Source organism: Thalassotalea euphylliae, from assembly GCF_003390335.1.
Lineage (GTDB): Bacteria > Pseudomonadota > Gammaproteobacteria > Enterobacterales > Alteromonadaceae > Thalassotalea_F > Thalassotalea_F euphylliae_B.
In genome coordinates this window covers 3,924,043-3,943,515 of sequence record NZ_QUOU01000001.1, presented here as the reverse complement: position 1 = coordinate 3,943,515, position 19,473 = coordinate 3,924,043, and the positions used below count along the sequence as shown (strand labels likewise).

Here is a 19,473-nt window from a genome sequence, read left to right as displayed (position 1 = left end):
CAAGCAGGGTGTTGCAATAGCTTTTTTAATGCCTAGAAAGCGCAAGAAGCGTGAGCGCTTATTTAAGCCAGTGCAGCATGCAATCTAGCCCTGAGTGGCTAATACTGGAGTCGGCTTTGGCAAGCACCAGTGGCTTTGCTTTGTAGGCAATGCCCAGCTGTGCAGCGGCCATCATCACCAAATCGTTGGCACCATCACCCATGGCGACCGTTTGCGCTGGGGCAATATTTTGTTGTGTAGCCAGTTCAACCAGCACGTCTGCTTTTTTCTGCGCATCGACAACTTCACCGAGCACTTTCCCCGTTAACTTGCCATCTACAATCTCAAGCGTATTGGCATAAGCTGCATCCAAACCAAGCGTGTTTTTTAAATAATCAGCAAAATAGGTAAAGCCACCCGAAGCGATAGCGACTTGCCAGTGATGGGCTTTTAGCTGCGCCACTAAGGTTGTTAACCCCGGCATTAGCGGCAGGTTTTCAGCAACACTGGCGAGAATTGATTCAGGTGCGTCGGCTAATGTGGCAACGCGTTGATGTAAGCTTTGTGAAAAGTCGAGTTTGCCTTGCATCGCCAGCTCTGTTACCTCAGCCACTTTCCCACCGACACCAGCGAGCTTGGCAATTTCATCAATACATTCAATTTCGATGGTCGTTGAGTCCATGTCCATCACTAGTAAGCCTGGCGTTAATAAGCTGGGAGCGTTAGCTACAATCGCTGCTTCAAATCCGTGCGCTGTGGTTAACGACACTAATTGCGCTCGCGCTGTATTGACATCGGCGCATTGCACGCTAAAGCGCGCACTTTCCACTTGATTGCGCTGGTTGATAGCGGTAAGTGCCATTGTTGTTATTTGGCATTCAGTCACAATGCGGTGTAACAGCGCAGTCGTAAGCGAAGTAAAGACAACCAGTTCAAGCTCGCTGGCAAAGGCTTGATAGTCGCTAAACGTAAACCCTTTGGCAGACGCTGACACGGTTAATGGCGCGGTTAATATCTCGGCGGAAATAGAGGCTGCTTGGAAGGATTGCGCAAGCGAGTGCTCACCACAAGTAATGTCAGTTTGGAAATGGTTAGTTTTCACGAAAGAGTCCTAAATTCAGTATTTAAACAAGCGCGCGCATACTATATGGTATAAATATTGTTCACTTGGTTAATGGCTACGATGCAAACAGAATTGCCTTTATACCCCAAAATATCGTCGATTTATAACAAAATTCTGCAATTAGCGATAGCGATAGTGTTGATTGTGGTGTTGCTGAATATGCTGATCGTGCGCTTTGATGATCAGGCCAAACGCATCACGGCGCAGCAGCAGGTTTTTGCTGACGATTATATCGAGCAAGCGGGGCAGGCAATGTTGGTGCTGATAAAGCAAGACAAGAAGTCAGCAATTAATGAGTATTTAACCAAGCTAGCAACGCCTGAGTTTGTGTTAGGCGCAACTTTGTATGATCAAACCGGGCAAACCATTGGTTTTGGCGGTAGCAAGCAGAGTATTAATGAGCTTTACGGGCTTAGCAGTGAACTCCCGCCTTTAACGCCCACTGTAAGCCCCTTAGTGGTTGAGCTAAGAGATGAAAAGCTCTATGGCTATTTACGCTTAACGATCAGAAAGCAAACATGGCAGCAAAACTTGTTGCAAGCCAATGAAGAAAACCAAGTATTTACCCGCTATATGTTATTAATCGCGGGCTTGGTTGGCTTTTTGTTAGCGCGTGGACTTAGTCGCTTTAGTCGCTCTAGCCGCGTTAGCAGTGTTAACCAAGCTAACCACAAAAGTTACCGATTAAAGCCAAATAATTGATCAATATTCTTTTCTAGTTGCTCAGCAAGTGCGTTCCTCTCTTCACTTCGCAAACTGGCGAGGGTATCAAACACGTCGGTGACATGTTTCGGGTGATTAGCTTGCCCTTGAAAGCCCGCTAACGGCATCGACGGCGCATCGGTTTCTAGTACCATGGCTTCGATGGGGAGTTTTTTTACTGTGTTGATGGTTTTCGCCGCTCTTGGGTAGGTAATGGTGCCGCCAATACCCAATAAAAAGCCCAGATCCAGATACTGCTTTGCTTGCTGGTAGCTACCAGAGAACGCGTGAACTATGCCGCCTTTGGTCAGCTTGGCTTTTTTTAAGCTACGCACGACCTCTTGGTGAGAGCGCCGATGGTGGACAATCACTGGCAGCTGGTGTTTATCAGCAAGCAATAATTGTTGCTCAAAAATATCGATTTGCTGGGCTAGGTTTTTTTCCGGGGCATCGGCGTTTTTCGCAATCGTGCCGTCGACGCCCATCTCCCCCAATGCAATTAATGATTGCTTGTGTTGATTCACTAGAAGGTCGAGCTGTGATATTGCATCTGCTGGTAAATCGTCTAAAAACCAAGGGTGAATACCAAGGCATGGATAAACGGCTACATCATCAGTCGTATTAGTTGTTAACGACAATACGCTTTGCCAGTTTTGCGGGCCAATGCTGGGAACAATAATCCGCTTGATATTGCGCTGCTGGCAGGTCGCTAACACGTTATCAAGCTGCTCGGCTAGCTCGGTAAAATCTAAATGGCAATGGCTGTCAGTAAACTGGCTATCGGTAAAAGTAGACAAGAGCTGATCAGAATTAATGAAGGCTAGATAAACAAAAGGTTAGCATGATAGCTAACCTTTTGGGGATTGAATTAGGTGTTTAGGTTTCACACTATCGAGCTTACATGCGCTCCATAACATCGATACCCAAAATGTCTAGACCTTTCGCCAGCGTATTCGCAACACTTGCGCAAAGCGCTAAGCGCGAGGTTTTGGTGGCTTCGCTAATGCCGTCTTTTAGGATTGGGCAAGCTTCGTAGAAGGTCATGTATAAGCTGGCTAACTCGTAAAGGTAGTTACACAATAAATTAGGCGTACAGTCAGCAATGACTGAGTCTAATACTTCTTCTAATTGTAATAATTTCAACGCCAGCGCTTTTTCTTGTGGCGCTTCAATTGTTGCTGGCTCTGTTAAGCTTGCTGCATCAACACCCGCTTTGCGGAAAATACTTTGGATACGCGAGTAAGCGTATTGCAAGTATGGCGCTGTCGCCCCTTCAAAGCTCAGCATGGTTTTCCAGTTAAAGATGTAATCGCTAGTACGGTTTTTCGATAAATCAGCGAATTTTACTGCGCCAATACCGACTTTACGCGCCACTTCTTCAAGTTGCTCTGGGCTGATCTCTGGGTTTTTCTCTTTGATCAAGTCTGTGGCACGGCTAACGGCTTCATCCAGAAGTTCTGCTAGCTTAATCGTACCGCCAGTACGGGTTTTAAATGGTTTGCCATCGTCACCCATCATCATGCCGAATGGGCAGTGATCGTAAGCCACTTGCTCAGGCAAGAAACCGGCTTTGCGGGCAACAATTTCCACTTGTTTAAAGTGCAAGGCTTGGCGCGCATCGGTAAAGATAATGATGCGATCTGCGTTTAGCTCACCGCTACGGTAGCGACAGGCTGATAAGTCGGTAGTGGCATATAAGTAGCCACCGCCAGATTTTTGTACGATAAATACCGAAGGCTCACCGTCTTTGTTCGCCATTTCGTCGATAAAGACGACTTTTGCGCCTTGGTCTTCAACGGCAATTTCTTGTGCCATTAATTCATCGATAACTTTTGGTAAGTCTGGGTTGTAGGCGCTTTCACCCATGATGTCGCTGCGTTTTAAGGTCACGTTGAGTTTTTCGTAAATTTCTTCACTGTGGGCGATAGAAATATCAATAAACTGTTGCCATAGCTTGTCGCATTCCGCGTCACCACCTTGCAGTTTTACTACGTATTCGCGGGCGCGATCGGCAAAGCCTGCTTCGTCGTCAAAGCGCACTTTAGCTTCGCGGTAGAAAGCTTCTAAGTCAGATAGGGCAGTTTCAGCGACTTCATCGGCGGCTAGCTTATCGCTCAGGTGCGCCAGTAACATTCCGAACTGAGTTCCCCAGTCACCCATATGGTTTTGACGAATCACTTTGTCACCACGGAACTCTAGGGCGCGTACCACAGCGTCACCAATAATGGTTGAGCGCAAGTGACCAACGTGCATTTCTTTCGCTAGGTTTGGCGCTGAGTAGTCAACCACAACAGTTTGTGGCTCTTCGCGTTGACTAACACCTAAATTAGCATCAGCAGCACTTGCCGCTAACTGGCTAGCTAACCAAGTATTGTTTAAATGAATATTAATAAAGCCTGGGCCCGCAAGTTCGATATTGTCGGCAATATCCGCCAGTGCTGGCGTTAAATGTTCAACCACTTTCGTTGCTAATTCACGTGGGTTGGTTTTAAGCTTTTTCGCTGCGCCCATCACACCATTGGCTTGGTAATCACCAAACTGAGGTTTGGTTGATTGACTAACGGCTGGGTTGGTATCGGCCGGTAAACCAGCAGCGACCATAGCCGAGAGGACTTTTTCTGAAAGCAAAGACTTAATATTCATGTTAAAAGATCTCTATCTGTATGCTGTTAAGCAAACTAAGCACCGTTTGGTTTAATCGGCATTTAGCAAAATTCTATATTGTTTCTTTATTCTTCAAAGTAAAAGCTATTTAGACGAAGCCGTCGAAAAATTATCGCAGGAGCATAGCCGTTCTATGTGACTGTGATAATTTTGATGACAATAAAGTATAAATAGCCTTTTAAGCAGAAGAATTAGTGTTCGCGCGTCTTATGGAACACTATGTCTGGATGACGTTCTTGTGCCAAGTTCAGGTTAACCATAGTTGGTGCGATATAAGTTAAGTTATCGCCGCCATCTAGCGCCAAGTTATCTGATGCTTTCTTGCGGAACTGATCAAGCGTGCGCTCATCATCACAAGTACACCAGCGCGCGGTAGCAACACTTATTGGCTCGTAAATCGCGTCTACGTTGTATTCAGTTTTTAAGCGTTGAACAACCACTTCAAATTGCAGTACACCGACCGCGCCAACGATCATATCGTTGTTATCTAGTGGTCTAAATACCTGTACTGCACCTTCTTCTGATAACTGGATCAAACCTTTTTGCAGTTGCTTGGCTTTAAGTGGATCGCGCAGGCGAATACGACGGAACATTTCTGGTGCGAAGTTCGGAATACCGCTGAACTTCATTTCTTCGCCATTAGTGAAGGTATCACCAATTTGGATACTGCCGTGGTTATGTAAACCGATAATATCGCCAGCAAAGGCTTCTTCAACGTTTGCACGATCGCCCGCCATAAAGGTGACCGCATCAGCAATTTTCACGTCTTTACCAATACGCACTTGGCGCATCTTCATGCCTTTGCTGTATTTACCCGAAACGATACGCATAAAGGCGATACGGTCACGGTGTTTAGGATCCATATTTGCTTGAATTTTAAAGACGAAACCTGAGAATTTTTCCTCGATGGCTTCTACATCGCGTTTGTCTGTTGCGCGCGGCTGTGGTGTAGGTGCCCATGTGGTTAAGCCATCAAGCATATGGTCGACACCAAAGTTACCCAATGCGGTACCAAAGTATACCGGTGTTAGTTCGCCTCTTAGGAATTCGTCTAGGTTGAATTCGTGCGATGCACCAACAACTAGTTCTAGTTCTTCACGCAAGTCTTCTGCGAAGGCACCAATTTCAGCGTCTAGCTCTGGGTTGTCTAAGCCTTTAATGACGCGTTTTTCTTGAATTGTGTGACCTTGGCCTGTGGCGTAAAGGATGGTTTCATCGCTCAAGATGTTGTAAACACCTTTAAACTCTTTACCCATGCCAATTGGCCAAGTGATCGGTGCACATTTAATTTTCAGTACGTCTTCCACTTCGTCCATGACTTCCATGGGATCACGGGTATCGCGGTCCATTTTGTTCATAAAGGTAATGATTGGCGTATCACGCAGACGGGTCACTTCCATTAATTTAATGGTTCTGTCCTCAACACCTTTGGCGGTGTCGATAACCATTAAACAAGAGTCTACCGCCGTTAGTGTACGGTAAGTATCTTCCGAGAAGTCTTCGTGACCTGGGGTGTCGAGCAGGTTAACCAGGCAGTCAGCGTATGGAAATTGCATTACCGAGGTGGTGATCGAGATACCACGGTCTTTTTCCATTTCCATCCAGTCAGACTTAGCGTGCTGACCTGATTTTTTACCCTTTACCGTACCGGCTGTTTGCAAAGCTTGACCGAATAATAATACTTTTTCGGTGATCGTGGTTTTACCCGCATCCGGGTGAGAAATGATAGCAAACGTGCGGCGCTTGCCGACTTCTTGCTGTTGTACAGACATGCCTGATTCCTGTAACGATAAGGGTGAAAATTAAAAAGCCCAGTGCTTTTTGAAAGCCCTGTTTTTTGAAGCGACGTATTATAGCGAGAAGTGCCGATAAGAGCAGCAAAAATTATTCACGCTTATTCGCTATTATTTACCCTTGGCGATCCGGTTTAGGCTTGTATTAATTAAGCTGACTTAGTCGAAAACCCCCACCACTTGGCGACTGATAGCAATCAGCTTGCCATTGGCATCCCAAATATCAGACTCCATATGACAATAGCCATCGGCTGCTTGGCGTGGGAAGGATGAATAGGCGAGCCAATCAGTTGGCTTAATTTCATCATGCGGGTGCAAAAACTCAATATTCCAGTTCATGCTGCTCGCTGGTGCTGGCCATTTTAAGGTTTGCAGTACTGGGCAAGGGTAGCCATCGATTAACGCGATTAAATGAGCGTCGGTAATCGCTTCTGGCGCTTTGCTAAAACGGATCCAGCCTTTGATATGATTCTTTTTGCTGCCCATAAAGGGAAATTTACCTTCCACTAGGTTGAGGTCTAAGTGTTTTAAAAACTTAGGCACAACTTTCGGGATCGGTGGAATAAACTGTGCTTTTTTCGCCGGCGGTAAATCGTGTCGCTCGGTATTTTCCACCGCGATTTTTGATTGGCGATCAACCGCAAAACACACTTGGCAAATGACCGCGACTTTATCTTGCTGAATGATTTTGCCGAATGCTTGCGTGGCATTTTTACCTTCGCGCAGAATTTCCACTTGTAGCTCAAATGGCTCATCTACCGCCAATGGCCCGACAAAGTTACAGTTAAATGAACGCATTGGCCTGTCGCTGGTGACTTTCGATTTGATTGCCTGATAGAGCACGGCTGCTGAAATACCACCAAATACGGTACGCCCTTGTCCCCAGCTAGCGGGAATGGTGAGTGTCGATGAGTTTGTTGCTTGCGCGAGTAGGGTATCTATATGCATAAAATGCTAATTCCTTGATAGGATTTGCGGTGTCACTTCAATGGTTTCCTCACCATCTGCTTGGCTAGTAATGGTCAACCAAAGTTGGCCCTCAGAAAGAGTACATTGCAGATGCATTTGGCGATCAACTAAATTAGCCAATTGTTCGGCTAACTCAGGCGCTATGGTGGTAACGATTAAGTTGCTTTTTAAGCGAAGTTGGCTCTGTTCTTTTTGCCACCACTGGTTAAACGGGCCATCGGCATAGCTATAAATCGTCATTTGCTTGGCTTGATTGCAACCTTTCTTAATGCGTGTTGCTGACGGTTGGCCGAGCTCTATCCAATGCTCAATTTCATCGTGTAAGTTTTTTTGCCATAAATCAGGCACATCAACATCGCTTAACCCTTTGGTAAAGGCTAATGACTCGTTGGCATTAAAAATAAAGGCCAAGATGCGCAGCATCATTCTTTCGTTGTTTTCAGAAGGGTGACGAGCAATGGTGAGGTCGTGCTCGGCGTAGTAGTTTCTATCCATATCAGAGATAGATAACTGAACTTTAAATATTGTTGCTTTTAGCGCCATAAGAAATGATGAATATGAGTAGTTGCTCTAATTATATTCACACAATGGCAGATATTGTAAGCCTCTATTGATCTGAGCTCTGCAATAGTTCGCGATTGAGAGGCTCATCTAAATATCAAAGATATTTTTGACGTACTTAAAAGCCGATGGTTCCATATGTGGTAAGTATCATTAAACAGACTTAGATGGTCAGGTAGGCGCTGCCTTTGCCCGCGACAAAGGCATAAAAGTTAGGGGAGGTAGTGTTTAGAAATCTGTGTCATTTCAGTAATATTAAGAAAATAGGAATGACACATGACTCAATCTTTCGACTTCAACAAAGCATTAGCAGAACTTCAATCAGGTAAAGGGTTAACGGGTGAAGATGGTGTTTTAACGCCACTCATTAAACAATTAACAGAAGCTGCACTCAAAGCCGAGCTAGAGCAACACCTAGACTCAGAGCAACAACCTAACCGTAAGAACGGTACAAGCAAGAAAACGGTTAAATCCTCCGTAGGCCAGTTTGAGCTTGAAACCCCAAGAGACCGTACTGGCTCATTTGAACCTCAACTCGTTAAGAAAAATCAAACTAAGCTAACCGCTGAGATTGACCATAAAATCCTATCCATGTTTGCGTTAGGCATGAGCTATCGTGATATTCGCAGCCATGTTCAGGAAATGTACGGCATTGAAATCTCAGAAGCCACGATAACAGGCGTTACAGACCAGCTCATACCAGAGCTAAAAGCGTGGCAATCACGTAGCCTTGATACGCTGTACCCGTTTATCTGGCTTGATGCTATTCACTATAAAATCAAGGAAAGTGGCCGTTATGTTAGCAAAGCTGTTTACACCGTACTCGGCATAAATATCGAAGGTCGCAAAGAGTTACTTGGCTTATACGTCTCAGAAAGCGAAGGCGCTAACTACTGGCTATCAGTGCTCACCGATTTACACAATCGCGGCGTATCCGATATTTTAATTGCTTGTGTTGATGGACTTAAAGGCTTTCCTGAGGCCATTGGTACTATCTATCCTGAAACAGAGGTTCAACAGTGCGTTATTCATCAAATTCGTAACTCGATGAAGTATGTTGCTTCAAAGCACCAGAAAGCATTTATGGCGGACTTAAAGCCTGTTTACCGTGCAACGACCAAAGATGCCGCAGAAGCAGCCTTAGACGAATTAGATGCTAAATGGGGCAAGCTATATCCCATCGTGATTGAGTCTTGGCGCAGAAAATGGGCTAACTTGTCGGTTTACTTCAAGTATCCAGACTACGTGCGCAAAGCTATTTACACCACCAATGCTATCGAGGCAGTGCACCGCCAGTTTAGGAAATTGACCAAAACGAAAGGCGCTTTCCCGAACGAAAATAGCTTGATGAAATTATTGTATGCGGGCATATTGAACGCTTCGAAGAAATGGACAATGCCAATCCACAGTTGGAACCTGACATTGTCGCAATTAGCCATCCACTTCGAGGGGCGATTAGATGGCGTGCTAGATATTTAGCAATTTAGGCTGACACAGAATTCTGAACGCCCTCTTAGGGGACACTGCTTTGCCTTGGCCTTTGCTGCTAAGGCTTAAAACACCATATTAAGACATCAATGAGACTAGAACTGCATGCCTTCTTCAAAATCTGCAACTTTCACTAAATTTACGCCGGATGCTTCTTCTTCATTAAAAATATCGGCAATTTTTTGATGCACAAAGATATATTTAATACCACCTTCTTGCTTGAATATTAGTCGCTCTTCTTCCGGTATTTCATCTAACACCTTACTGTCTAAGTGGTACTTATATATATCGCAGCCATCCATATAGTCAGGATCTAACATCTCTTCAGCGGTGAATTTCTCAATTTTTGATTTCTCTCTATCCCAACAGTCCAGTTCTTCCCAGAAGTTCATACACCAATAATCTTCATGGTATTTACCATTATCATCAACATAAACAGCTGGGTACAGTTGCATACCGACAAAGTTAAAAGCTTTCAGCCTATCTCTTAGGCGAGAATTAACAAGTGGCGTAACGCCTTGCAGTAACACATCGGTAATAGGACGCGTTATACCATCTTTAACATCTTTTTCTTTATAGCTATTTTCAAAAAACAACGGCTCTTGCCCCCAAACTAGCCGCTTATAACGGTACTCTCTATTGGCAGATTTTTTTAATGGTTTAGCATATAGCGTTTGATTGGTAAATTTTTTCAATAAAACATAATATTCATTGTTGTAGTCGTGCGACATGACCTAGTTTCCTACTTTTAATTGGTAATGAGATCTGGTGTAGCTAATAACTTGTTTAACTTTACGTACCTCAGCATTTGGGTTTAGATAGTTTATATGGCCTACATGCGAACGTTCATGATGGCATCTAGCAATACTGCCTTCACAATCCGTGACTTCGGTATGGTTTGAGCAACCAACCTTACTGGATGGTTTAAAGTTCCTGAAAATAGAGGTTAAAGGCACTCTAAATTCAGCTATACGCTTTAAAATTTTTATGCTTTCTTTATCAATTTTTTGCTGAATTTCACTACTATCTTTTTGGGTGCGAGATGAGCATTTACGTAGTTTCATCTCTATTTTTTCCAATGAAGAAGCTACTTGGTCATGATAGGCTTCTTGATTTGGTAACGCGTAAGTGTGATCTCCCCTATGAAGTTGCACTTTTAATTGACAAGCTCCCATCAATGTACTTGGTAAAAAGACTAGATTTCCCAGTAAATTGATGTTGTAGCCTTTCTGAATAAGTAAAGCTCCCATTTCAGTGTTTTGAACTGCATCCTTCGATACGAGGTGATGGGCAGCCATATAAATGCCATTGTTATACGGGTGATTTTTAATTTTTTTTGCTTGCTTTTCTAGCCTCTTACGATACTTCTTGTCTTTATCAATAGTTCCTTCAATTTCGTTCTCTGTGTCACTCATGATTATTCCTTATTCATAGTGTACGATGCCTCTTAGGCTTCGTGGCGTCGTATGATCTGTTTTGTTACATATTCGGCACTTGGTTTCACGCTTTGTCGTTTCTTTTTTCGCGGTTAAGGTGGAATCGGTTTTGCCCTTAGCAGTTAAGCCTGCGGCTCTGGCTTGGGTCAGTTTCTTACCAAGGTCTTTAAGTGTTGCTGCACTGTTGGTAAAGTCTTCTACCGTTTTGCTAAAGGCGGTGATTGCTGCTTGTGCTTTATTGATTTTCTGGTTGGCACCTGCGGCTTTTGCACTGCTGGCGGCAAGCTTGGCAGCCAGCGTAGTAACGCGCGCGGCAGTACCTGCGCCGAGGGTGAAAAACGTGGTGAGTATCAATAAACAGACTTCGATGGTCAGGTAGGCGCTGCCTTTGCCCGCCACAAAAGCATAAAAGTTAGGCGGTACAGCCTCCATAAATAAGCTGAGGTAAGCGATATAGGTTAATGCGCTATCATGGTCTTCAATTAGGGCTAACACCAAATGAAAATCCGGGCTGGCTTTAATCTTTTCCGAGCTCTAGTTGAAGCGCAGAGCTATTCTATCAACATCCAATCACCAGTTCTGATTTCTTCACTTGAGAGCATCACACTGTCACGAGTTTCAAATGCTCTATGTTCGCTTTTCGCTGTTCTTTGAAGCAAAGATCTTTCACCTATAATCGTTAAGGTTTGTTTTACCCCTTCTTCTGAAACTAGTTGAAACTTTCTTCCAACTACACTGCATTTTGGATCATCTAGCAAACATGCCAGAATGGTTACTCCATTTTGAAGAACAAATTTTTCTTTTAATTTGATGGACATAATCTCTACCCACAGTAAAAACTGACATAGTAATTATTCATCCTCATCAATGTAATATATCCAATTGAATAAAGTAGAAGGTTTACCTGTTTCAAAAAAAAACTTTGCAATGCTAATCAAGTCTTGAATCTCGGTACATATTTGATTATTCGGCCAATAGTTACCACCAACATCAACTTTTGCGTTTGGCTTTTCGAAGGCCTCAAACAAATATTCTTCATACTCGTCAATAAATATGCCGATGTGATAATTGCCTGGCTTTGCCGTAATAGTCATGTTGGTATATAACTCTTGTTCACTCCATAGAGAAATAATTTTAACCTTTCCCGTATCAATCTCTCTAATACAATTTAATACATCCTCCCAGTTTGGTTCTGCAATTTGCTGTTTCTCACTCAGCTCTGAGGTCGAAAAAGACATAGTCTTGACAAAATTTTCTATATTGGCCATTTTTTACCTCCTTTCTTGGTTGGCTTAAAGTCCTCTGGGTTTTCAAAGGTAACAGTATTTGAAGGCTGTATAACTTTCAAACTCTCTAGCTCAAGCTCATTAGCCATTTTCTTCAAGTCAGTTCGGCAGAAATTACAAGCGTCTTGGCCATGGATAGTAAGAACTGCACTACCCCCTCGATTTCCTGCTAAGTACGACTGGCCTAGGGCAGCTATTTCAGCGTGTGCATCAGCTGTTGTGTTATTCGGCTTGCCTCTCTCAACTCTTTTTTCGCTGTATATTGGGAGAGGCTCTCCAGTGGCATTTTGAGGGTTCCTCGCTGTCTGATTTACATCATAAAAGGTTTGTCCGTTATGTTCGAATACCGCCTCTACTTGTAAATTTTCTTCTTTGACTTTGCTAGCTTTTCTTAATTCTGTCAAAGTTGGCTTGTTACTTTTAAAGGGGGTTTTCAATCGGTTTGCAGCCCCATCCCAAACTTTTCCGATTGTTCTATCAATCGCAACCTCTGCGGCAACACCCGCAGCAATTTTACCTGTTTGCAAACTAAAAAAGCCAAATTCGCTGATACCTTCTTTAATACCGCCATAGATAGACGCTAAACCATCTATTGCCCATTCAATCGGTAGGACAGGAACGCTGTTTAACCCTTGTTCTTGTGGCAGTTCTTGCGGTGTGATATTGGGTGTTTGAGTGAATGTGAAGTCGCTAATATTCTCATGGGGCTCAAGTACTCTGGTTATTTGATTTTTCTTTGCCTCAAGCACTTCAATCTCGATACTGTGCTCTGCGCCATTCGCTACCGCGGTTAGTTGGTAAGTGCCAGGGTCAAGGGTCAGGCGAGTCTCCGAAAAGCGCATCTGGTCTGGTGGTGGTTTTGGCAGTGAAATAAACTCACTGCCACTACTTGCCCCTTGCCAGCTCACTTCCACTGAACTGGCGTTGGTGACCGAGCCTTCAACATGAGTATCCCAACCACTGGGAACTTTGATGGTATCACCAGCTTGTGGCGGGTTACGACGGGTAAACCCTTCGTTAAAGTTATAGGGATAAACTAACCCTGCGTCTGCTTGACCCGTATATTGCTTGGCAACCGATTCAACCGTATCAGCAGGTGTCATGGTGTGCTGACTAAAGCGCATATACACCTGCGCTGACTTTTTGAGTTCGATTTGCTCGCCCTGATAGGGTTTGCTGATAAATACATGAGGCTCTAATGCTTGCTCAGGGTCAACACTTGCCCCTAAAAACCGTTGATTGATTTCGGCTTGAGTGAGGCCGCGCTTGTTATTTTGGCTATTGGCGAGCGTATTCGCGCTAGTTGAGCCATTCGAAGAGGTCGATGCATTGTTAGTGGCTAAGGCACTTTGCACCGCACTGGTGATTTGGCCGACTTGGCTCGTAATGGGGTTAATCGCATTGTTTGCACTGCCACCACCCGCAAATTTCGGCGTGTTGTTATCTACTTCAAGCGGTTGGTAAGGGGCAAAGGCATAGCGTTCACCGCTGTGATGACGATATTGCGCATAATTGACTTGCTGCCAATGTTTGTTGGTTTTAACCCAAAACATGGCGCTATGCTGGTAGCGAAATAAGTCACTTTGTCTTGGTGGGATAAGACTCCATGCTTGGTTACGCAGCTTGCGTCGTATTTCATCCGGTAACTGGTTAAGCACCGACGCGGGGATTGCTTTGGCGGTAATAAGCTGTTGTGGGGTTAGTTTTTCAGAGAGTACATCATTAATGAGCGTGTTTTCCTTATACGCAGGGTTAGCATCCAATGCCATTGATAATCCTTTATCAAAAATTCTATTTAAGTCACGATGAGGATTTTCGCACAGTGATAATGATTGTCAATGCGACCATTAACTAATTTTTTTCCCCATGACAATAGAGTCTTCATAGCCTGTTGCCGTTGGGTAGTAACCAGTGCGGCGGCTAATTTCGGTAAAGCCGTGGTTGATGTAAAGCATAATAGCGGCCGTATTGCTGGTTCTAACATCAAGCCAAAGTTGCTCGCCACCAAGGTTTTTCGCTTGTGTAATAAATTGTGTTAGTAGGGCATTGCCAAAGCCTTGACCTTGTTCAATGGGGTTCACGCAAATGTTCATCAGCGTAGCTTCACCCAAAATATATTCGCCAATATAAAAGCCGACAAGCTTTTGATTGCCCTTGCTATCTGTTAGCTGCGCGTATTCGCCAAAGTAACGGCCGCCAACACAAGAGCGAAACAGCTTTTCTGTCCACGGGTGAGTATGGCAAGCATTTTCAATTGGCATCAGCTGGATAACGTCATCTTGGGTTATCGGTTGATAACTTAGCTTAATATTGTTTTCCGCATTCATGTTAGTTTGTCAGTAATTGCCAAAGTTGCTGTTTAAGGTGAGGTTGCTCTGCCAACGCCTCAAGAGTGGGGGTTTGCAGATTTTGTTGCTCTAGCTTTACGCTATTTTCATCGTGAAAATGCCAACAAAATAGCCCTAAGTCTATGGTGTTTGGTGAGATGGTCACTTCCGTTTGATTCAAGGAAAGTGCTGCCAGAACATCTAAATACAAGCGGTTACCCGTGATGGTACTTTCATCAAGTGTTAGGTAGCTGTTTGCCGCCTCATTACTTTGCTGTTCTCGCAATTGATACAGCTCAATGCCCATGGCGGTTAATTTATCAAATGCTGCTTGCTGAATCATAAAACACACATAAAACTCGATCTAAGATGAGATCATGCGTTGATGGAGAGAAAAAGTAAAGTGAGAAGCGCATTGGCTTGACTAATCAGTGTATCAGTTCAGCACAAGCCAATGCTGTAGACGAGTCCCCCGAACCAATAATCGCTTGTCGGTAACTCGCTTGCCGTCGATATTAGCCTTGGCTAAAGACGCTAGATAAACGGTCAAAGGCACTGTTATATTCTTGCCCTAAGCGCTCGATGTACTCTGCGGCAGAAGGGACGTCTTTGATCGCCGCAATCCCTTGACCGCTACCCCAAATATCTTTCCAAGCCTTTTTCTCGGTGTTACCACCAGAGCCAAAGTTCATTTTTGACGGATCGCTGTCTGGCAAGTTGTCAGGGTCTAATCCGGCATTGACGATTGACGGCTTCAAGTAATTGCCGTGCACACCAGTAAACAAGTTGCTGTAAACAATATCTTCGGCACTCGAGTCGACAAGGCATTGTTTATAGTCTTCTTCTGCGCGTGCTTCTTTTGTCGCGATAAAGGCAGAACCGATATAACCTAAGTCCGCTCCCATCGCTTGGGCAGCTAAAATTGAATCGCCGGTGGTAATAGCGCCAGAAAGTAACAATGGGCCATCAAACCATTCGCGAATTTCTTGAATTAGCGCCATCGGTGATTGTGTACCGGCATGACCGCCAGCGCCTGCGGCTACTGCAATTAGGCCGTCAGCCCCTTTTTCAATCGCTTTTTTCGCAAACGTATTATTGATAATGTCATGTAGCACAATGCCACCGTATGAATGAATAGCTTGGTTAAGCTCTTCACGCGCGCCAAGTGATGTGATCACAATGGGGACTTTGTATTTCACACACAATGCCAAGTCTTCTTCCAAGCGATTATTAGAGCGATGGACAATTTGGTTGACGGCAAATGGCGCGGCAGGTTTGTCAGGGTTGGCTTGGTTATATGCGTCTAATTCTTGGGTTATCTGAATCAACCATTGCTCAAACATGCCTTCACCACGCGCATTCAATGATGGAAACGAACCGACAATGCCCGCCTTACACTGGGCAATGACCAGCTCAGGGCCAGAAATGATAAACAGTGGAGCCGCAATAGCAGGTACTGATAAGCGACCTTTTAGAACATCTTGAAGTGCCATAAATTTACCTCGTTAAACCTAGCTTTTAGTCGTAAAAATAATGAATATAACGTCATTATGGCGGCACAGGTTCAATAGCTGAATGACAATAGGTTACATTTAATTTGATGTTTTATAACAGTGTTAGGGTAATCTAGTAATACATAAAAGATATCAGACTATTCCTTAACGACTTAGTGATGGCTCAGTTAACTCCAAACAATATTTCCATCAGCACTGAATTTGTGCGCTCTGCGCTAGCCCGTTTACATTTGCCAGCACAAGAGATTGAACCCCTATTGGTTGAGTGCCAAATCGCCCCTTCTTTGCTGAGCAATAGCCAGTCTCGTTTATCTTTACGTCAATTCGGACAAATTATCACGGCACTCACTAAACGAAGTGGCGATGAACTTTTAGGACACAGCAAGCAACCATTACCGTTGGGCAGTTTGTCTTTGTTACTGCATTGGCTACTGCCGCTAGATAATCTTGAGCAGGTAGTACAGCGGTTACCTGAATTTTATCGAATTCTTGGTAAGGGGATTGAAATTGAAGTCATCGAAAAACCGGATGAGGTTGAAATTCGCTTCGGTTACGCCTATCACAGCTACGATGCGCGAATATATATCAGCGAATATGGCTTTTTTTTCGTGCATCGGATCTTGTCTTGGTTAACCAAACAAATCATACCCATCAGCCAACTTCATTTTCCATTTACGCGTCCTTCGTATGCGCGGGATTATCGTTTAATGTTTTACGGTGCGCCTGTTGAGTTTGAGGCAAATGCGGCTGTAATGAGTTTTTCCAAGGTGCTGATGCAACAAGAGGTTGTACAAAATCGCGAGGCGCTTGAACAGCTGTTAACCGATCCTTTTACTCAATTACTGATGTTAAATTTTAGTCGAGATAACTGGACGGCTAAAGTGGTTAGCAAGGTACAAGAGCAACTTAGCGACTTACCTACACTGCCCGAATTGGCGGCACAAATGCAGCTAACGCCACATACTTTACAGCGGCGACTTGCCGCCGAAGGCAGTACTTATCTTGCGATCAAAAATCAGGTTAAACGCGATAGTGCCATTGAACTGTTGGTGAATAGCAAAATGACAATCGAGGCCATTAGTGAGCAACTGGGATTCTCTGAAACGAGTCCTTTTACGCGCACCTTTAAAGAATGGACAGGTGTGCCGCCGAGTGCTTATCGCAAACACAGATAACTATTGAGCGGATTTCTAAAGTTACTGATAGTTAAACGTTATTTCTTTATAAAAAAGTTTTTGAATGAATTTTTCTAAGAGAAGTAAAATTAGGAGTTTTTAAGATAAAGAGAAAAAAGTGGCAGGGGTAGAGAGATTCGAACTCCCAACCGTCGGTTTTGGAGACCGCTGTTCTACCAATTGGAACTATACCCCTGCAGAGGCGTTGCATTATACCCAACCAAAGCTAAAGGTAAACCCCTTAAAAAGGGAAAATTGCAAAAAAATAGAAATATTGAATTGTTTGTTGGTATTTTCAACAGAAGGAGTTTGATAAGTAAACTCCTTCTGCTGACAGGGGGCAAGTAAAGTATCGAGACCCCGATTTTAGGCCACACCTTCTAGGTAAACTGTGTTTGGGTGTAGCAGTTTCGAGACCCACAGTTTAGGCCAGTTAACAAGTTACCCATGTTGGTTAGTTCATCAGGGGGTTGCAGCCCAGTACCTAGGCCATTGCACCGTTCTTCGTCTGCGCTCTTTGAATATGTTTAGTTGCGTGTCTAAATATTCCGGTAAAGATGCTTGCTTGTTTTTATCAGCTTGTTGCCAAACTAGCCAATTTTCAGCTGCTTCTTCATTGAGTTGAGGTAGTTGCGCTAGCGTTGCCGGTTTATCGCGTTTTAGTTGCTCAACCAGATTGGGCATACTCGTATCACCGTGTCGGTAGGCTTGTGCCAACCAGTAATCTGCTTGCGCTAAGTTTTGATTGTGTAAATAAATCAGCCCTAGGGTATGCATCGCGCCGGGGTGTTGGCGTTGTGCGGCTTGCTGTATATTGGTAAGGCCTTTTTCAGTGTCTTGGTAGTGATCGTTGTATAAATAGATTAGCCCCATTTTGTATTGAGCACTTGGCACACCTTTAAATGCCGCTTTTTTGTAGTATTTAACTGCGCGGCGTAAATTCTTTTTTGTACCATAACCGTGATAATACATCTCAGCTATCGTGGCGATAGCTTCTTTGTGCCCGCTACTAGCATATACATCGAAGTCATTAAAGTAACTGCGACACTTGGCACTCAAGCAAGACTCCATCGTTGTCGAGGCGTAGGCTGAAATTGGCGGCAATGCCATTAGCGCGGCCAACGCTAGTGACACTATTGGCTTTATAAGTGGCTGGCTTACTTGTGTTTTTATCATCTTAACGTCCCTCTGATTGTTTTTAAGCTTGATCTTGGCTTTGTTCATCCCAGCTAAGCTGCGTTATCAATCCATAAATATTGCAAAGTGTACAACTTTTACTTTAGCTGAAAATTTACTTATTCAGTTTTGTTTATTATCCCCCTTTATCATTTGTCACAATTCCCGTTTATTGGTTGCTGTTACCACCTCTTGAAATAACTTCTAACGTGTCGATTGTTTCTTGTGCCGTTAACGACTTACATGCCGTGGTATTTTGACAGTCTACGCCCGGCATTCTGCTGCCTAAATGTTTTGGCTGCTTGCGCGCGGCAATCATTTGCTCTCTCAATAATGCGTCGATATCAGGTGATTTGACGGTGATAACTTCGGTGCCATCGTCAGCATTCGTTGGCCAAGCCAAGCTGTTTTCTTTTGTCGTTAATAAAGGGCGCTTCTTTATTGCTGAATATAAGTTAGGGAATTGGTGCTTAGTTAATGCTTCATGTGCCAAGATATGGGCAACAAATTCTGGTATATCTTTGTGTCTGCGCCGATAAGCTTTGGCAAGCCAAGTATCTGCCTCGAGCTTATCTTGATCGCCAAATTGATCACTGTAATAAATAACCCCGAGTAAATAGGCTGCGTTAACATGGTTGTTATAGGCGGCGCGCTTTAGGTGTTTAATACCTTGCTCTAAATCTTTGTACGCCGCTTGATTTAGATAGAGGAGACCGAGCTTGTATTGAGCGCGCACCACACCCAGTTTTGCCGCTTTTCGGTAGTACTTTTGTGCTTTCGGCAGGCTTTGCGCTGTGCCAAAACCGTGATAATAAAATTCCGCCAGTGTCGCGATAGAATCAGCGTGTCCGCGTTTGGCAGCCGCTTTGAAATGATTGAAGTAATCTTTGCAACGTTTTGTGTCGCATGGTTCGACGGTAACTTTAGCGTGGCTACTTAGCACAACAAGTGCCAGCATAGCGCACGCTATGCTGCGCATTAATTTCATATAACTTCAACTAATTTACCTAGCTTTTATCGCTTGTGTGCCTTAGCAAAGTGACAATAGTCTGTTGGTTAGACATTGAATCTTGGTTGAGTGCTGAGTAGTGTTAAGAAATCGCGATCGCCGCGAGTATCTTCTTAATTCACCTCTTAGCTAACCAATTGGCTATACAAACTTGTTTCTCTGTAAACCTACTTCCTATGCCGACCTGCTCTCTATGTAAACTGAGAGCGCAATTGACAAAATGCAGCCGCCAATCAAGGAGAGTGCACTAGCAACCGCTTTGTCAATTACA

20 protein-coding genes and 1 tRNA gene are annotated in these 19,473 nt (G+C 44.0%); 3 read left to right on the top strand and 18 right to left on the bottom strand.

Translation table 11 applies throughout. From position 1 onward, the window contains the following. Positions 1 to 58 precede the first annotated feature (58 nt). Positions 59 to 1,081 carry a phosphoserine phosphatase SerB gene (serB, locus tag DXX93_RS17255; RefSeq protein ID WP_258872701.1) on the bottom strand — a complete coding sequence of 341 codons (1,023 nt, stop codon included), beginning with the start codon at positions 1,079 to 1,081 and terminating at the stop codon, positions 59 to 61. 81 nt (positions 1,082 to 1,162) lie between these two features. On the opposite strand from serB, the gene DXX93_RS17250 reads away from it, so the two are divergent. After that, on the top strand, positions 1,163 to 1,804 hold the full coding sequence (locus DXX93_RS17250; protein WP_181902250.1) for an AhpA/YtjB family protein: 642 nt from the start codon (positions 1,163 to 1,165) through the stop codon (positions 1,802 to 1,804). Here the strand turns inward: DXX93_RS17250 and DXX93_RS17245 are convergent. From DXX93_RS17245 to DXX93_RS17225, 5 genes are all read right to left on the bottom strand, one after another. Next, positions 1,780 to 2,601, bottom strand: a complete 822-nt coding sequence (locus DXX93_RS17245) for a TatD family hydrolase (RefSeq protein WP_116009190.1) — start codon at positions 2,599 to 2,601, stop codon at positions 1,780 to 1,782. The two genes, DXX93_RS17250 and DXX93_RS17245, sit on opposite strands and share 25 nt — an antisense overlap. Before the next feature lie 100 nt (positions 2,602 to 2,701). Then, on the bottom strand, positions 2,702 to 4,447 hold the full coding sequence (gene argS / locus DXX93_RS17240; RefSeq protein WP_116009189.1) for an arginine--tRNA ligase: 1,746 nt from the start codon (positions 4,445 to 4,447) through the stop codon (positions 2,702 to 2,704). Positions 4,448 to 4,659: 212 nt separating this feature from the next. Further along, complete coding sequence (gene prfC, locus DXX93_RS17235; RefSeq protein WP_116009188.1) at positions 4,660 to 6,240, bottom strand: peptide chain release factor 3; 1,581 nt, start codon at positions 6,238 to 6,240, stop codon at positions 4,660 to 4,662. 180 nt (positions 6,241 to 6,420) lie between these two features. Further along, on the bottom strand, positions 6,421 to 7,209 hold the full coding sequence (locus DXX93_RS17230) for an acyl-CoA thioesterase (protein ID WP_116009187.1): 789 nt from the start codon (positions 7,207 to 7,209) through the stop codon (positions 6,421 to 6,423). 6 nt (positions 7,210 to 7,215) lie between these two features. Continuing rightward, positions 7,216 to 7,773, bottom strand: a complete 558-nt coding sequence (locus DXX93_RS17225) for a YaeQ family protein (protein WP_116009186.1) — start codon at positions 7,771 to 7,773, stop codon at positions 7,216 to 7,218. Positions 7,774 to 8,067: 294 nt separating this feature from the next. Between DXX93_RS17225 and DXX93_RS17220 the strand changes: the two genes are divergently transcribed. Then, the gene (locus DXX93_RS17220) at positions 8,068 to 9,270 is read left to right on the top strand and encodes an IS256 family transposase (protein ID WP_116006715.1); all 1,203 of its coding nucleotides are present in this window, start codon (positions 8,068 to 8,070) and stop codon (positions 9,268 to 9,270) included. A gap of 104 nt (positions 9,271 to 9,374) precedes the next feature. Here DXX93_RS17220 and DXX93_RS17215 read toward each other — a convergent pair whose 3' ends face one another. The 9 genes from DXX93_RS17215 to DXX93_RS17175 form a co-directional block, all read right to left on the bottom strand. Then, the gene (locus DXX93_RS17215; RefSeq protein WP_116009185.1) at positions 9,375 to 10,010 is read right to left on the bottom strand and encodes an imm11 family protein; all 636 of its coding nucleotides are present in this window, start codon (positions 10,008 to 10,010) and stop codon (positions 9,375 to 9,377) included. Positions 10,011 to 10,013: 3 nt separating this feature from the next. After that, positions 10,014 to 10,694: an AHH domain-containing protein gene (locus tag DXX93_RS17210; protein ID WP_116009184.1), complete on the bottom strand. Its 681-nt coding sequence runs from the start codon at positions 10,692 to 10,694 to the stop codon at positions 10,014 to 10,016. 9 nt (positions 10,695 to 10,703) lie between these two features. After that, entirely contained in the window at positions 10,704 to 11,213 is a 510-nt protein-coding gene (locus DXX93_RS17205; RefSeq protein ID WP_258872700.1) for a hypothetical protein, read from the bottom strand. A gap of 53 nt (positions 11,214 to 11,266) precedes the next feature. After that, the gene (locus DXX93_RS17200; RefSeq protein ID WP_116009183.1) at positions 11,267 to 11,533 is read right to left on the bottom strand and encodes a hypothetical protein; all 267 of its coding nucleotides are present in this window, start codon (positions 11,531 to 11,533) and stop codon (positions 11,267 to 11,269) included. A gap of 33 nt (positions 11,534 to 11,566) precedes the next feature. After that, positions 11,567 to 11,983 carry a DUF6911 family protein gene (locus DXX93_RS17195; RefSeq protein WP_116009182.1) on the bottom strand — a complete coding sequence of 139 codons (417 nt, stop codon included), beginning with the start codon at positions 11,981 to 11,983 and terminating at the stop codon, positions 11,567 to 11,569. Continuing rightward, the gene (locus tag DXX93_RS17190) at positions 11,971 to 13,770 is read right to left on the bottom strand and encodes a cytidine deaminase-like fold-containing protein (RefSeq protein WP_116009181.1); all 1,800 of its coding nucleotides are present in this window, start codon (positions 13,768 to 13,770) and stop codon (positions 11,971 to 11,973) included. Before DXX93_RS17190 ends, DXX93_RS17195 begins: the two co-directional genes overlap by 13 nt. 78 nt (positions 13,771 to 13,848) lie before the next feature. Next, entirely contained in the window at positions 13,849 to 14,328 is a 480-nt protein-coding gene (gene rimI, locus DXX93_RS17185) for a ribosomal protein S18-alanine N-acetyltransferase (RefSeq protein ID WP_116009180.1), read from the bottom strand. 1 nt (position 14,329) lies between these two features. Continuing rightward, positions 14,330 to 14,671 carry a DNA polymerase III subunit psi gene (locus DXX93_RS17180; RefSeq protein WP_116009179.1) on the bottom strand — a complete coding sequence of 114 codons (342 nt, stop codon included), beginning with the start codon at positions 14,669 to 14,671 and terminating at the stop codon, positions 14,330 to 14,332. A gap of 172 nt (positions 14,672 to 14,843) precedes the next feature. Further along, positions 14,844 to 15,821, bottom strand: coding sequence for an NAD(P)H-dependent flavin oxidoreductase (locus DXX93_RS17175; protein WP_116009178.1), 978 nt, complete (start codon positions 15,819 to 15,821; stop codon positions 14,844 to 14,846). Between the two features lie 179 nt (positions 15,822 to 16,000). On the opposite strand from DXX93_RS17175, the gene DXX93_RS17170 reads away from it, so the two are divergent. Next, entirely contained in the window at positions 16,001 to 17,017 is a 1,017-nt protein-coding gene (locus tag DXX93_RS17170) for an AraC family transcriptional regulator (protein WP_116009177.1), read from the top strand. 119 nt (positions 17,018 to 17,136) lie between these two features. On the opposite strand, the gene DXX93_RS17165 is transcribed toward DXX93_RS17170, so the two are convergent. From DXX93_RS17165 to DXX93_RS17155, 3 genes are all read right to left on the bottom strand, one after another. Continuing rightward, positions 17,137 to 17,213, bottom strand: a tRNA-Trp gene (locus DXX93_RS17165). Positions 17,214 to 17,479: 266 nt separating this feature from the next. Beyond that, positions 17,480 to 18,193, bottom strand: coding sequence for a tetratricopeptide repeat protein (locus DXX93_RS17160; protein ID WP_181902249.1), 714 nt, complete (start codon positions 18,191 to 18,193; stop codon positions 17,480 to 17,482). A 169-nt stretch (positions 18,194 to 18,362) separates the two neighbouring features. Then, complete coding sequence (locus tag DXX93_RS17155; protein ID WP_116009175.1) at positions 18,363 to 19,181, bottom strand: tetratricopeptide repeat protein; 819 nt, start codon at positions 19,179 to 19,181, stop codon at positions 18,363 to 18,365. Positions 19,182 to 19,473 lie beyond the last annotated feature (292 nt).